Below are 14,440 nucleotides of genomic sequence, written 5' to 3' on the forward strand. Positions count from 1 at the left end.
ATTCGGCCTGCCGCCAGCGCGCGGCGGCGGCGCCAGCCGCCTGACCTCGGATTACACCGCGATCGCTGCCGACGACGGCGCCGTCAGCGCCATCAAGGCCGGCAAGATCACCGTCGTGCCCGGCATAAGGGAATTCACCCGCGACGGTGTGGTCCTGGCCAATGGCAGCCTGATCCATCCCGACATCGTCATTGCCGCGACAGGCTACCGCACCGGGCTGGAGCCCATGGTCGGCACGCTCGGCGTGCTCGACGCCAAGGGCGTTCCGCTCTTCAACGGTGGCCAAGCCGATCCGAAATTGCCCGGTCTGTGGTTCACCGGCATGCGGCCAAGCATTCGCGGCTGTTTCGCCAATGCCGGTATCCTGGCCAAGGCGATCGCGAGACGGATTGCAGGGTCGGCCTCGCACCAACCCGGCGCATCACGCTGATCTCGGTTCCAGCCGCCGGAAACCGACGGCTTCCATCAGCATGTCCTCTTCCACCATGCCGGCATTGTGCAGGGCGAGCAGGTTAAGCGCGATTTCCCGCGCTTCGGCGGAATCGGGATGTGCCTCGCGCCGCCGGCAAGCCTCGTCGAACACGCGCTGCAGCTTGGCGATATCGGCCGGCTTGAGCAAGCCACGGTCATAGACGGACTTCGACATGGCGATCTCCTGATAAAGACCTAGGGCGCCACGTTTAAATTGCCAATCTTTCCCGAGGCTTGACCGGCTTCGCCCCGTCGCCTCGTCATCCAGGGATCTGCGCCGCGGCTTCAAGGCGCAGCAGCGGTGCAAATTCTGCTCCGCTGCACCCCATGCTGGTGGGCAATCAGACCGCGATCTTGCCGCCGCCCTGTCTGGTGATGGCGACCACCGACGGCCGCACCGGCATGTCGGGCTTGAAGTCGGGCCAGCGCGTCGACAGATCCTCATAGTAGGACGGGCGACCGAACGCTTCCCAGTCCTCGCCGCCATCGCCCGGATGCTGGACGGCAACGAAAGCGGTCTGGTTGTCGGGCGCAAACAGCGGACCGCACATTTCGGCGCCAATCGGCACGCGGAAGAACAGTTTCGAGGTCGCCCGCGCCGCCCCCTCCGTGTCCACCGCCCACAGACCATCCGTGCGGCCGGTGGCTTTCGGGCCTTGGCCGTCGGTCGCGACCCAGAGACGCCCGGCCGAATCGACCGCGCAATTGTCGGGCATGCCGAACCAGCCATTGGCCGTCGTTGCCGTCGAGAAGGTGGCGCCGACATCGGCAACCGCCGGATCACCGCATTTCAGCAGCACTTCCCACTTGCCCTTGGCGGCAGTGAAATCACCGCCGTCCTCGGCGATCTCGATGATGTGGCCGAAGGCGTTTTCGGCGCGCGGGTTGGCGGCGTCTATCTGGTCGGCCTTGCGCTTCGAATTGTTGGTCAGCATGACATAGACCTTGCCGTTGACGGCATTGGGCTGGATGTCTTCGGGACGGTCCATCTTGGTGGCACCGAGCAGGTCGGCGGCGCGGCGCGTCTCGATCAGCACGTCGGCCTGGCCAGTGAAACCGTTTTCAGCCGTCAGCGGTCCCTGGCCGAAGACGATCGGCAGCCATTCGACCGTGCCGTCTTCGGCGAACTTGGCGACATGCAGCGTGCCATCGTCGAGCAGGTCCTTGTTGGCGGCGTGGTCGTTCGGATCGAACGCTGCCTTGGTCACGAACTTGTAGACATAGTCGAAGCGCTCGTCGTCACCGAGATAGAAGACGACGCGGCCGTCCTTGGCGACGATCGATTCGGCGCCTTCATGCTTGAAGCGGCCCATGGCAGTGCGCTTCCTCGGCGTCGAGGTCGGGTCGTTGACATCGACCTCGACGATCCAGCCGAAGCGGTTGGCCTCGTTGGGTTCCTTGGCGAGGTCGAAACGCTCGTAATGCGCCGCCCATTCATAGGCGCCTTCGGGAATGCCGAGACGCTTGTAGTTCGCGGCTTCCTTGTGGCTTTCCGGCAGCTCGCCAGAAAAATAGCCATGGATGTTCTCCTCGGCCATCACATAGGTGCCCCAGGGCGTGACGCCGCCGGCGCAATTGTTGAACGTGCCGAACACCTTGGTGCCGGATGGATCGGCATTGGTCTTGACGCGGTCATGGCCGGCAACCGGACCGGACAGCGCCATTTCGGTGTTGGAGGTGATGCGGCGGTTGAGCTTGCCGTCGCGCACCACCTGCCATTTGCCTGATGCCTTGCGGATCTCGACGATGGTGCCGCCATGGGCGGCCATCTCGACATCGACCTGCTCCTTCGAAAGGGGTGCGACTTCTGCCGACTTCTTGCCGTCCTTTTCGACGATCTTCACGATGCCCGGGAACATCAGATGCGGATTGGTATATTCGTGGTTGACCACCAGCAGGCCATGTTCGGCCGAGCCGTCGATCGGGATGTAGCCGACATAATCATTGTTGTAGCCGAACTGTTTGGCTTGGGCCTCGGCCGACTGTTTCGTCGGGTCGAAGTCGGGCGAATCGGCAAACAGCGGATCGCCCCAGCGCAGCAGGACATCGGCATCGTATCCCGGCGCGACATGGTGCTTGTCGTCGATGCCGGCCTCGAGTTCGTCGAACGTGAAGGCCGAGCCTTCCGCTGCCCGGGCCTCGTCGGCACTGATCAGCGCCAGCGGGCTGACGGTCGCGGCGATGGCCGAGACAGCCAGCGAACCCTTGAGGAAGCCGCGACGCGAGAACCGCGCGGCGATGATCTCGCCCATGGTGCGGTTGTCGGAAGCGTTGATGGCCGGGCCGTCGTTTTCCTCGAGCAGGCTGGTGCGGAATCGGGCGTCGGGGGAACGAAGGTCAGTCATGGTGGCTTGCCTCTGGCTGTTGGATTGGCTGGAGCGTGGATACCTGTTTGACCCCCTTATAATCGCCGGATCACATTTTCGTGACATCGGGAGACCTTTCAGACGGCGACAGGCATTGCGCGCGGCCCTGGCCAAGCATTCCCCGGGAGACCGTGGACCGCTCCGGAATCGTCGTTTCGAAATAGAGGAGACCTTCGGCGGCATGTTCGGCCGCGCATCCTGCGACATCAGTCGTTGCAAACAACGGAGTCAACGGGCCAGCTCGACAAGTCACCTCCGCCGCCCCCGGCGGAGGTGACTTGATGTTCGGCGTCTGCCGTCGTCAGGCGACGGGAAAGCCAGTCTCCCGTTTAGCGATGGCGGTCGCGGCGCCGTTCATGCAAAGCTAATATAGCATATGCTTGGGACTTTAGTCCAACCTTGCGCTTGCAATGGTCCTAGTTGACAACCGCAACGGTCGGAGGTCGCTTCCGGGCGCCGCGTCTTTCGGCAATGTTGGTTGCACTGCAACGTTGGGGTGGGGCGCGCCGGGCTCAGTCGTCGGAGATCAGAATGCACAGATCGGTCACGATCCGTTGTTGCCGACTGGCGCTCAAATCGGCAGCGGCGCTGGCGTTGACGATTGCGCCCTATCAAATTGTCCTGGACGGTTCCGTTTCCGGCATCCACACCGCCAGCGCATACGCCAAGGGCGGCGGTAATAGTGGTGGCGGTGGCGGCGGCAACGGCGGCAATTCCGGCGGGGGCAATGGCGGTAATAGCGGGAATAGCGGTAACGGCAATGGGAATGGGAACAGCGGCAATAACGGCAATAACGGCAACAACGGCAAATCGGGATCCAACCAGGGTAAGAGCGGGAGCCATGTCAATGCAAAGACCGGTGACAAGGTCGACGTGACCGGCAACAAGATCACAGTCAGGCATCCCGATGGCATAACGGAAAAGCTCGAGAACGGTCGTTTCAGCATGAAGGACGCTCTCGGTCGCACGATCATCGACCGCCAGGCCACGCCGGCCGATGCCAATCGTCTCAAGGCCTTGTGAAGCTGGCCAACAGGCAACGGTCAGCTTTGCACGTCACCTCCGCCGCCCCCCGGCGGAGGTGACCTCGTTTTCGGCCGGCGTCGTCCCGGTTTTCGGCACCGCAATAGCTGCAGCCCCGAGACGCGGCGCGCTTTTGCGCAATCCGGGACGGGAAACCGCTGCGCATTTTCCCCGGATCTGGCCTAGGAAGAAGGCCTGTCGCGGTCGCGCAACTCACGCATCATCAAGGCCGCTTCGGTGCGGTTTCGCACATTGAGCTTCGACAGCACCCCGGTCATGTGATGCTTGACGGTCTTCTCCTGCAGCTCCAGCCGCAAGGCGACTTCCTTGTTGCTCAGCCCCTCCGCCACCAGCCGCAGGATTTCCGTTTGTCGCTCGGTGAGCTGCCGCAGCCGTTCCGCCATGCCGTCGGTCGGCTGCTGGGATTGGAGATCCGAAAGCAGCCGGGCCGACAGCGTCGGCGAGAGGTAGCTTTCGCCGGCTGCGACATTGCGCAGGATGTCGGCGAGCCCGCGCGACCCGACGCCTTTGAGGACATAGCCATTCACCCCTGCGTTCAGCGCCTTGGTCACATCGGCATTGGCCTCCGAAACGGTCAGCATGACGATCTTCTGGGCGGGATGGCTGGCGAGGATGCTTGCGACCGCGGTCAGCCCGCCACCAGGCATGGAGATATCGAGCAGCAAGATGTCGGGCCGCACCGTCGCGGCGAGGCGTTCGGCATCCTGCGCCGTGGCGCCCTCGCCAACCATCTCGAAGCCCCCGATCTCGGACAGGCTGCGCGTCACACCTTCGCGAAAGAGGGGATGATCGTCGACAATGGCGATGCGAATGGTCCCAGTCATGCTTGCTCCTCGACCGACAGACGGATCACCAAACGCGTACCTTGCGGCCCGGTCAAGGTTTCGAACTGTCCGCCAATGCTTTCGACCCGCTCCCTGAGGCCGGCGAGGCCGAGGCCCTCGACCCGTGCCGCCGGATCGAAACCCGGCCCGCCGTCCGACACTTCGACAAAAAGCCTGCCACCTTTCATCCCGGCGCTCACCGCCTGATCCTTGCCCAGCCCGTGGTGATAGGCGTTGTTCAGCCCTTCCTGAACGAAACGATAGATGCTGATCTTCTCGGAGGCGCCCGGTTCCGGCAACTGTCCGGCCAGCGTCAGCTTCACCGACGTTCCCGTCCTCTGCTCGTGTTCCTTGACAGCCAGCCGCAGGATGTCGGTTGCGGCAGCCGTCTCGATCTGCGGCAGCACAAGGCCGGTGCAGATGCCGCGTATTTCGCGCATCGCATCCTCCAGCGTTTTGCGGATCATCGCGACCTCGGTCGAACGGCTTTCGCCCGAATGGCTATCGCTGGAAAATATCGGACTATCCATGCGCAGCGCCGCCAGGGCCACGAGTTGGGCCGGGCCATCATGGAGGTCGGCGCCGATACGGCGCAGATATCTTTCGTTGAGCGCGGTTGCGCGGCGAGAGGCCTGTTGCACGCGCAGTCGCAAGGCACTGTTTTGCGTCACCAGGCCCTGCAGCTCCGACACCTGGCGGCGCAGCGCTCCACGCTGGTCGTCGATGGTGCGGCTGCCGCGCAGGACGATGCCCGACAGGAGCAGGAATGCCGCCAAGGTCGCGCCGGCCACGATCAGCCAGCTCGACCACAGGGCGGACGCCAGGGTGGCCTGGAAATCGTCGGCGATCTCATAGAACTCGGTTACCGCCACCACCTCGCCCGACCAGGGCTCGCGCACGGGATTGTAGATCTCCAGCAATGGCAAGCCGGTAGCCTTCTCCTCGCGCTCATCATCATCGAATGTATTGAATTCAGCGACGACATTGCCATCGAAGGCGGAACGCAGATTGTCGCTCGGAGCGAAGCGGCGGCCGATCAGGGCCGTCTCCTTCGCGTAGAGAACCGTCCCGTCGCGGCGCCAGAGCACGAACGATTCGAGGCGCTTGCCAAGCGCGCCCTGGCCAAGCGTCTCGTCCAGCGCCTGCTTGACGGAATCGCTGAGCTCCTGCTCCTTGCGCAAGTCGGGAAGCAGCGGCGCAATCACGCTGTCGACATAGAGCGCCGTCGTGGCGGCCGAATTGCGGATGACGCCGTCCCGGATCTGCGCCGTCACCCAGGCGCCCACCACCAGCATGACGGCCAGCAGGCCAAAGCCGCCGGCAACGACGAATTGCAGGGCAAGAGAGAGTTCGCTCCAGCGTCGCGTCAAGTTATGAAGAATACGAATCATGAACCCCTGACCGCCCTTCAATCGACAGGCTGGGCGATTACAGCACATTGAGCCTCCGTCTTGCCATTGCCAAGGGCTTCGTTCGGTCGAGCGCTTGACGTCCCGGCGCGCTTCGGAAACAACGTCCGCGACACATGCGGCGGGAGCCGCTTCGAGAGGGGACGGAGGGTTGAGTTTTTCAGGACTGCTGCAGCTCGGCTTTTCGACGGTCATTTTCCTGCTGGCGGCGACAGCCGCCAAGCAATGGGGCCTGGCGCCGAGCCTTGGCAAGATCGCGCTGACGCTGGCACTCTATTCGCTGGGCAATCTGATCATGCTTCGGCTGATCCGCGAATTCGGCATGTCGGTGTCGTTCAGCCTGTCTGCCGTCATCCAGCTGGTCTCGGTGAACGTCGTGGCACTGGTCTTCTTTGGCGAGCGCGTCAACGCGCTGCAGGCGACCGGCATCATGCTGGCGATCGCCGCAGTGGCGCTGATCACGCTCGGACCCTATCTGCAAGGCCGGCTGTAACGGGCGAATTGCCGATGAAGAACGCCGCGAACGCTTTGCTCAACCGGGTTGAATTCCCGGTGCTGTTGGCCGGCCTGGTCATCGCTGCCGGCCTGTGGGGCTTCGAGGAGCTGATGGAGATGGCGCGCGCCACCACGCCGCACGCCTTCGACACCGAGATCCTGCTCGCCTTCCGCCAGGCGGGGCGCCCCGACAGCCCGATCGGCCCGCTGTGGCTGCAAGGGGCGATGCGCGACATCACAAGCCTTGGCAGCGGCAGCGTGCTGGTGCTGATCGTGACGGCGGTAATCGTCTATCTCCTGCTTATCCGCAGGCCGGCGACCGCCCTTTTCATCTTCGTGGCGGTGGCAGGTGGTCAGGTGCTGTCGAGCCTGCTGAAAGCCGGCATCGACCGGCCGCGCCCCGAACTCGTCTCGCATCTCGTCAACGAAACGACGCTGTCTTTTCCGAGCGGCCACGCCATGCTGTCGGCGGTGACCTATCTGACGCTCGGCGCGCTGGCGGCACGCTTCCTGTCCGGTCGAACGACGAAGATCTATGTGCTGTCGCTGGCGGTGCTGACGACGCTGCTGGTTGGCATCAGCCGCATCTATCTTGGGGTCCACTGGCCATCGGATGTGCTGGCCGGCTGGTGCGCCGGCTTCGTCTGGGCGATGCTGTGCTGGCTCGCTGCTCGGGCGTGGCAGCGATGGCGTGGGCAGCACCCGGACGGCGAGACTGGAGACTAGATCAGCCGGTTGATCAGCCCGTGCCCGCAGCCGGCCAACAGGAAAACCGCCAGCAGCAAGGCTGCCGATGTCATGAAAGTTTTAAAGATATTCAACCGCGTTTTCTCCCACCCCAGATGGAACACCCTAGCTCGCAATCCCGGGAAAGTATCTGAAAAATGGCCAGCCAGGCGCTACGCCTCACGTATCAGACGTTCATATTAATGCTTGAAACATCACAATGGTAGTATTATACCTTATTCCTGCAGACTCAGACGGGGATTCCGGCCGATGATCACTGCCGCGCAGATGCGCGCCGCAAGGGCGCTGGCCGGCATCGATCAGAAGACTCTCGCCGAGCGCGCCGGCGTTTCGCTTCCGACTATCCAGCGCATGGAAGCGAGTGATGGCGTGGTCAGGGGCGTGGTCGACACGCTGATGAAGGTCATCCAGGCTCTCGACGAGGTCGGGGTGGAATTGATCGGCGAGAATCAGGCCAGCGAGCGCGGCGGCCGGGGCGTGCGCCTCAAGCCTGCCGTGCCGCCGGATCCCAAGGCTGAGCCGGCATAAAGTCGCGACGGCGACCGCCGACAGTCCTGCCGACGATCCCGCCGCCTTTCAGGGTGCGAAAGGCAGTCCATGGATCAGACGCAGCGGGCAGTGCATGAACCGGCCCACAGGTCGGCCCACGGTCCGGCAAAGCCGACATTTTCCGAATTGTTCACGCCGAAGCTCGTGACGGTCTGGCGCGAGGGCTACACCTTCGCCGACTTCAAGGCGGACGCCATTGCCGGGCTGACGGTCGCCATCGTCGCGCTGCCCTTGTCGATGGCCATCGCGATCGCATCGGGCGTGACGCCCGAGCGCGGCCTCTACACCTCGATCGTCGGCGGCTTCATCATTTCGGCGCTTGGCGGCAGCCGCTTCCAGATTGGCGGCCCGGCTGGCGCCTTCATCGTGCTGGTGGCCGCGACGGTTGCTCGGGTCGGTATCGATGGGCTGCTGCTGGCAACGATGATGGCAGGCGTCTTCCTGCTTGCCATCGGCTATCTTCGTCTTGGCACCTACATCAAGTTCATTCCCTATCCGGTGACGGTCGGCTTCACCGCTGGCATCGCCGTCATCATCTTTTCGGGACAGATCGTCGAACTGTTCGGGCTGAAGCTTGCCGGCAAGGAGCCGGGACCGCTGGTGCCGAAGTTGATCGCGGTCGGCGAGGCGGCCGGCACCATCAACCTTGCGGCGACCTTCGTGGCAGTGTTGACCATTGTCACCATCGCCGGCCTGAAGCGCTGGCGGCCGACATGGCCCGCAATGCTCATCGCCATCGGGCTGGCATCGCTGGTCGTGGCGCTTCTCTCGCTGCCCGCCGAGACGATCGGCACCCGCTTTGGCGGCATCCCGCGCAGCCTGCAAATGCCCGCTCTGCCGCCGGTCAGCCTGGGCAGGATGATTGACGTGCTGCCGGATGCCATTGCCTTCGCCCTGCTGGGCGCCATCGAATCGCTGCTGTCGGCGGTGGTCGCCGACGGAATGACGGGCCGCCGGCATCGTTCCAACTGCGAACTGGTGGCGCAAGGCTTCGCCAACATCGCATCCGCCCTGTTCGGCGGCATTTGCGCCACCGGCACCATCGCCCGCACGGCGACCAATGTGCGGGCCGGCGCCCACGGGCCGGTTTCGGGCATCGTCCACGCCGCCATCCTGCTCGCTTTGATGCTGGTGGCCGCGCCGCTCGCCAGCTACATCCCGCTCGCCGCCCTTGCCGGCGTGCTGGCGGTCGTGTGCTGGAACATGTTCGAGAAACAGGCCTTCGCCACCTTGCTGCGTGCCTCGCGCGGCGATGCGCTGGTGCTGATGGCGACCTTTCTGCTCGTCATCTTCCGCGATCTCACCGAAGGCATCGTCGTCGGCTTCGTGCTGGGCTCGATCCTGTTCATCGACCGCATGGCCAAGTCGATTGCGGTCGAGGCCGATCAGCCGCTGGTGCAGGAGGATGTCGCCGACAGCACCAACGCCTACGATGCCAGCGAGGCGACCGACGCCGACACCGTCGTCTACCGTATCTCGGGCGCGTTCTTCTTCGGCGCCGCGTCGACCGTCGGCACCGTGCTCGACCGTATCGCCGACCAGCGCAAGAACTTCATCCTCGACTGCTCGGCCGTACCGTTCTTCGATTCGACGGCGGCCAACGTCATCGAAGGCGCCGCCCATAAGGCGAAACGCGCCGGCGTCCGCTTCATCATATCGGGTGCCGCGCCGCAGATCCGGCGCATGCTGATCAACCACGGCGTGAAGCGCCCGCTGGTGACCTACGCCGCCTCGATCAAGGATGCGAGGGCGCAGCTGAAAGGCAAGCTGGAGGCGGAGTAGGGGCCACTGCGGATTTGGGGTACGCAGGGCTGTCTCGAAGCTACCGCCCCAGACGCCGCCAGCCCGATATCAGCTTGGCCAGATCAAGTGGAAATCAACGGTGAGCCTGGAAACCGGGCTGCAGAAAGCGATCGACTGTTTCAGGGATCGCTGTTGGATGTTGCGCTGCGGGTGCGCTGATCCATGGCCGTCAATCGGTCAGCCTGGCAGCAGCCCATAGGCATAGGCCATCTTTTCCGTCTTTGCCGTCCTGCCTGGCGAGGCGTCTACAAGGATGCGTGTGCCCCAACTGTCGATGCGATCAATCTTAAAGCCAACGTCGCGCACCATGGCAAAGAGACAATCCCTATTGGGCACCCAGAAATTGGTGATGTCGCCGGCAAGGGAAGCCGCTTCGTAGTATTGCGCGACCGCGACGCCAGGCATCAGGGCCGGCGCAAATTCCGTTTCAACCAGCAGGCGACCCTGACACAGTCCGGCAACGATGTTCAGCGCGCGCACCATGTCGGGCAAATGATAGAGAACGCCCAGAAAAAGCACGATGTCGAACGCGCCAATGTCTGATGCAGGGATATCGTACAGGTTCATTTGGCGGTAATCGAAGTCCAAGGCGGTCAACTGCTCCATGGCTCCGAAACCATGAACGTTCTTGGCCCGATAGTCGACGACCGTCACCCGCGCGCCGCGACGCGCCATGTTCATCGAAAAAAAACCGTCCGATGGACCTATGTCCAAGACCTTGAGGCCAGCCATATCTTTCGGCAATTGGAGTTTTTCAAGCAGGAATCCCGGGTCATAGGAACCCGGAGTGACCACGCCTGGGAACACTTCAAACTTGTGGTGCCAGTGGGTTACCTCTGCAACGATCGCCCGAGCGCGGTCGCGGTCGAGTGACGTCGAAGCTGGTGCTGCCGGGTACATATCTCTAATCTCCAATCAGGTCCTGCCTCACTCAGGAGATAAATTCTTGACCCGAGCCTCATATGCCGGCGATGCGCGCCAGGCCGCGACTATGCATGCAGGTTCCACCGTTGCCAACAGTGCAACCGCCTTCCCCAACAGTTGCGATGGGCGAATGGACACCCCCTTCAGCAACGACCGACTGCTGCGAGAGCGCTTCACCGTTTCACGCCAACGGTCCTCATCCGCCTGCTTTGAAACAACTTTGGACGTACAATCGTTTCCTTGGAGGCGTCATGACCAACAGAACCGCCATAGTTGTTGTCGGTATGCACCGCAGCGGGACGTCTGCGCTGGCGCGGGTGCTCAGTCTTCTCGGCGCAGCCTTGCCACGCAACCTCAATCCCGCGGGATTGGGCAACGAGATCGGCCATTGGGAGCCGGAGGCTGCTGTTCGCCTCAATGACCAGATTCTGGATCTGGCCGAGTCCCCCGTGAACGACGTCCAAGGGCCGGCCGGCGAATGGCTGCAACGGCCTGAGGCTCTCGCCTTCGTCGACAGGCTGGCGGATCTGATTGCCGATGAATATGGCGACGATCCGCTGTTCGTGCTGAAGGATCCCCGAATCGCGCTACTGTTTCCCTTGTGGCGCGTCGCGCTGGGTAGACTGAAGATAAGGTGTGCCGCTGTCGTCATCTCGCGCAATCCAGTGGAGGTTGCGCTCTCGCTGGCGAAGCGACAGGGCGTGGCAGGTGATTGGCAATCGTGGCCGCTGGAGAGGGGTGGACTTCTGTGGTTGCGCTACAATCTTGCGGCCGAGGAATACACGCGCGGCGTCGATAGGGCGTTCTGCGACTATTCGAAATTGCTCGAGGACTGGAGATCGGTCGTGCGCCGCCTGGGCAATGAACTCAATATCGCATGGCCGAAATCCATCCCGGATGCCGCTTCCGAGATCGACGGCTTTCTTTCGCGCGACCTGCGGCACCATCAAGAGCCCGAAGACTTGGTTCACCGCCATGGGGTGTGGTCCGAATGGATCGCGCCGATTTTTTCGGAGTTGCGTGGCGCAACCGAAGGTCGTGGCCCTGACCCGGCCATTTTCGGCGCAGTGAAGCAGTCGTTCGGCGATATCTATACCGATATCTATACCGGCATTGAGCATCCTCCGGCCCAGCAGACACCGTCGGGGCGATCTCGTCTGCGTGTCATGCGCCGGGGTAGGGGCAGGCGAAAGATATGCCTTGCCGGCGGCCTGTTTTGGAAGGCTACCCATGGTGACGGCGCGGCGATGGCCGCGGTCGAAGCCGCGATAGCCGACGACATCGAAATTTCCATCGTCGACATCGGCGCCTTCACCGATGCAGATGAGACCGCCTTTGCCGCCTTTGCCGAAAGCCATTCCTTCGACATCGAGTATCCCGACGAGGACGACCAGCCAATCGAGCCATCCTTCCTGGCTTCAACGATCCGATTGTTGAGGTACGTCCGGGCGCGGCGTTTCGATGCCATTCTCTTTCAGGACCAGGATGGCCTTGGCAGCGCAAGCGCCGTGGCAAAGCAAACCGGATTGACGCTCGATGGCATTTCTCTGGCCGTTGTTGCCGCGGGGAGCCCCGACTGGATCAGGCAAAAGAATGGTGCGCTTCCATCAACTCTGGTGACGATCGGCATCGAACGCCTGGAAAAAATGGCAGTCGAGCGAAGTACCGCTCAAGCGATCATTGCCGCAAACAGCAATGCGCTGAAGGGCGAGGTCGGCCGGTATGTACACAGCCTGCGGACAGCCCTCGAGGAGCGATCGAAAGATGCCGCAGAGGCGGCACGTTATGCGAACTCCCTGGAGGACACAGTGGCCCTGTTGCGGAAGGCGAACGAGACCGCGGCCGAATACGCCAGAAGTCTCGAACAGTCGCGAGCTGAAACCGAGGAGTATGCCAGGTCGCTGGAGGCAGAACTAGAAAAAGTCAACCCGACTGCACAAAGCTGACGGCGAAGAGCTTGGAAACCGGCACATTTGACCAAGCCACCCCATTTATAACCGGCTAGGCATCGGCATTCCGTGCCTGACGCCGCGCTGGTTTTGCCTAGAACCATGGCTCGGTATGCTTGGCTGCCGTCGGCGGTTTAGGAAAAAAGCCGGAAACGGGCGAGATACCAGATTGCCTTGACACCATCGCGCCATCCGATTTTCTTGCCCTCCTCGTAGGTGCGACCGAAGTAGCTAATGCCCATCTCGTAGATGCGCCAACGGCCTGCAAGCGCGATCTGGGCACTGAGCTGGATTTCACAACCAAAGTCGTTGCAGGTCAGACGCAGACGGCTCAACACGTCTCGCGTGAACATCTTGTAGCAGCATTCGATATCGGTAAGTGTCTGGTTAAAGAGCAGATTGAACGCCAGAGAGATGAGGCGATTGGCCAGATAATGGTGGAAATAGAGAGAGCGGTGAGGCCGGCCGTAGAAGCGTGAGCCATAGACGACATCAGCAACTTTTCGCCTGACAATGAGGTCATACATGACGGTCCAATCCGCAGAATCGTATTCAAGGTCGGCGTCCTGGATGACGATGACGTCGCCCTTGACTTCCGCCAGCCCGGTCTGCAGCGCGGCGCCTTTTCCGCTATTTCTGTCGTGATAGAACACGCGCACCGCAATTGGAGCACTCGCCTGTTCCTGGGCGAAGACGAAACCTCCTTCAACGCCGACTGTTAGGGCCGTGGCGCAGCGGGACCCGGTTGGAAAATTGGCTTGGAGCCACTCGCGAGTGCCGTCGGAGGAGCCGTCGTCGACGATGATGATCTCCTTCGCCACCTCGGGAAGTGCGATACTCACCATCGCCAGAACGTGTGGCAATGTCGCTGCTTCGTTGAAGACCGGTACGATTACGGAGAGCATGGAACCTCGAGGCCGGCATGTCAGCCGTTGCGGTGGAACCCGACACCGCCGGCTAGGATAGAGCGACCATCAAGATCATGCCGATGCCAATGGTGGCGAAGAGCGCCCGATAGCACCGCTGCAGTCGACGCAGGCTCTCGGACGTCAAGCCAGCCCGCATGGCGCGGCGGGACGCCAACAGATGCAACGGGATGAGCGCAGCGGCAAGGACGAGAGCAAACGGAACGAACCCGAGTGCAGCCAGCGCGACCAGGTAGATGTAGGAGGAGATAAAAAGCACCAAGCCGGCGACGAAGCTTTGCGTCTTGCCGAACGCCACGGCGTTCGTGCGTATGCCGTTGATCAGGTCAACCTCGTGGTCCCGCGCCTCATGCGTGAAATGGCCGGCAGTGAAGACCAGTCCAAAGAAACAACTTAGGACGACGCCCTGTCCATCGATCGCGCCAAAGGCCGTGTATCCAAGCAGGAAATGCAGGCAACCGCCGACAAAATGCAGGGCCGAATTGAACAGCGGCGCCGCCTTCAAATGCAAGGCGGGGCTGGAATACAAGGCACTCAACCCGGCGATCGTTGCTGCGATAAGAAGCGTTCCCGTACCGACCAGCGTAAGGAGGAGCAGACTGACCACCAGTAACGAGCCGGCGAGATAGCCGACTTCCGTGCGCGTCAGGCCTTTTGCAGCGAATGTCCGGCCGGCCCGGTCCGGGTCCTTGAGATCGCCGAAGATACCTGACCAGTCGTTGAGAACGAACACATGAGCCATCAGGCACAGATTGCCGGCCATCATGATGGCCCCGGTCAGTACATGGCCGGCCGACAAGGCTCCAACGGAGAAAACGGCTCCGATGAAAGGCGTGGCCTGCAGGGCCGCGACCTCGTCATAACGGATGCAAGAAAGCCAACGCAGCAACGACTGCGTCGCCGGGAGGCGACTTCGAGGGGCTGCATCGCCGG

Annotated in this window: 13 protein-coding genes and 1 pseudogene; 7 read left to right on the plus strand and 7 right to left on the minus strand. The window is 62.5% G+C overall.

Going from position 1 to position 14,440, the window contains the following annotated elements; all coding sequences use genetic code 11:
- Positions 1 to 430: pseudogene (locus tag EN943_RS09880) on the plus strand (NAD(P)-binding domain-containing protein); the annotation flags it as partial.
- Here EN943_RS09880 and EN943_RS09885 read toward each other — a convergent pair.
- Positions 422 to 646 carry a hypothetical protein gene (locus EN943_RS09885; RefSeq protein WP_127412453.1) on the minus strand — a complete coding sequence of 75 codons (225 nt, stop codon included), beginning with the start codon at positions 644 to 646 and terminating at the stop codon, positions 422 to 424. The pseudogene EN943_RS09880 and the gene EN943_RS09885 sit on opposite strands and share 9 nt — an antisense overlap.
- 166 nt (positions 647 to 812) lie before the next feature.
- Positions 813 to 2,816, minus strand: coding sequence for a PhoX family phosphatase (locus EN943_RS09890; RefSeq protein WP_127412454.1), 2,004 nt, complete (start codon positions 2,814 to 2,816; stop codon positions 813 to 815).
- 552 nt (positions 2,817 to 3,368) lie between these two features.
- On the opposite strand from EN943_RS09890, the gene EN943_RS09895 reads away from it, so the two are divergent.
- Entirely contained in the window at positions 3,369 to 3,860 is a 492-nt protein-coding gene (locus EN943_RS09895; RefSeq protein WP_127412482.1) for a hypothetical protein, read from the plus strand.
- 182 nt (positions 3,861 to 4,042) lie between these two features.
- Here the strand turns inward: EN943_RS09895 and EN943_RS09900 are convergent, their stop codons facing one another.
- Together EN943_RS09900 and EN943_RS09905 are read right to left on the minus strand one after the other, a co-directional pair.
- The gene (locus EN943_RS09900; RefSeq protein ID WP_127412455.1) at positions 4,043 to 4,705 is read right to left on the minus strand and encodes a response regulator transcription factor; all 663 of its coding nucleotides are present in this window, start codon (positions 4,703 to 4,705) and stop codon (positions 4,043 to 4,045) included.
- Positions 4,702 to 6,096, minus strand: coding sequence for a sensor histidine kinase (locus EN943_RS09905; RefSeq protein WP_127412456.1), 1,395 nt, complete (start codon positions 6,094 to 6,096; stop codon positions 4,702 to 4,704). Before EN943_RS09905 ends, EN943_RS09900 begins: the two co-directional genes overlap by 4 nt.
- 169 nt (positions 6,097 to 6,265) lie before the next feature.
- Here EN943_RS09905 and EN943_RS09910 point away from each other — a divergent pair, with 169 nt between their 5' ends.
- The 4 genes from EN943_RS09910 to EN943_RS09925 all read left to right on the plus strand — a co-directional run bounded on the left by EN943_RS09910 (position 6,266) and on the right by EN943_RS09925 (position 9,687).
- A complete protein-coding gene (locus EN943_RS09910) occupies positions 6,266 to 6,607 on the plus strand; it encodes a hypothetical protein (protein ID WP_013528672.1) in 342 nt (113 codons plus the stop codon).
- Between the two features lie 14 nt (positions 6,608 to 6,621).
- Positions 6,622 to 7,335: a phosphatase PAP2 family protein gene (locus tag EN943_RS09915; protein ID WP_127412457.1), complete on the plus strand. Its 714-nt coding sequence runs from the start codon at positions 6,622 to 6,624 to the stop codon at positions 7,333 to 7,335.
- A gap of 270 nt (positions 7,336 to 7,605) precedes the next feature.
- Entirely contained in the window at positions 7,606 to 7,884 is a 279-nt protein-coding gene (locus tag EN943_RS09920; protein WP_127412458.1) for a helix-turn-helix transcriptional regulator, read from the plus strand.
- Positions 7,885 to 7,953: 69 nt separating this feature from the next.
- On the plus strand, positions 7,954 to 9,687 hold the full coding sequence (locus tag EN943_RS09925; RefSeq protein ID WP_127412459.1) for a SulP family inorganic anion transporter: 1,734 nt from the start codon (positions 7,954 to 7,956) through the stop codon (positions 9,685 to 9,687).
- A gap of 198 nt (positions 9,688 to 9,885) precedes the next feature.
- On the opposite strand, the gene EN943_RS09930 is transcribed toward EN943_RS09925, so the two are convergent.
- The gene (locus tag EN943_RS09930) at positions 9,886 to 10,608 is read right to left on the minus strand and encodes a methyltransferase domain-containing protein (RefSeq protein ID WP_127412460.1); all 723 of its coding nucleotides are present in this window, start codon (positions 10,606 to 10,608) and stop codon (positions 9,886 to 9,888) included.
- A gap of 275 nt (positions 10,609 to 10,883) precedes the next feature.
- On the opposite strand from EN943_RS09930, the gene EN943_RS09935 reads away from it, so the two are divergent.
- Positions 10,884 to 12,578: a hypothetical protein gene (locus EN943_RS09935; protein ID WP_127412461.1), complete on the plus strand. Its 1,695-nt coding sequence runs from the start codon at positions 10,884 to 10,886 to the stop codon at positions 12,576 to 12,578.
- Positions 12,579 to 12,715: 137 nt separating this feature from the next.
- Here EN943_RS09935 and EN943_RS09940 read toward each other — a convergent pair whose 3' ends face one another.
- Together EN943_RS09940 and EN943_RS09945 are read right to left on the minus strand one after the other, a co-directional pair.
- A complete protein-coding gene (locus EN943_RS09940; protein ID WP_127412462.1) occupies positions 12,716 to 13,486 on the minus strand; it encodes a glycosyltransferase family 2 protein in 771 nt (256 codons plus the stop codon).
- 52 nt (positions 13,487 to 13,538) lie between these two features.
- The gene (locus tag EN943_RS09945) at positions 13,539 to 14,396 is read right to left on the minus strand and encodes a UbiA family prenyltransferase (protein ID WP_164778141.1); all 858 of its coding nucleotides are present in this window, start codon (positions 14,394 to 14,396) and stop codon (positions 13,539 to 13,541) included.
- Positions 14,397 to 14,440: the final 44 nt, after the last annotated feature.

It is taken from the genome of Mesorhizobium sp. M7A.F.Ca.US.006.01.1.1 (genome assembly GCF_003997935.1).
Classification (GTDB): Bacteria; Pseudomonadota; Alphaproteobacteria; order Rhizobiales; family Rhizobiaceae; genus Mesorhizobium.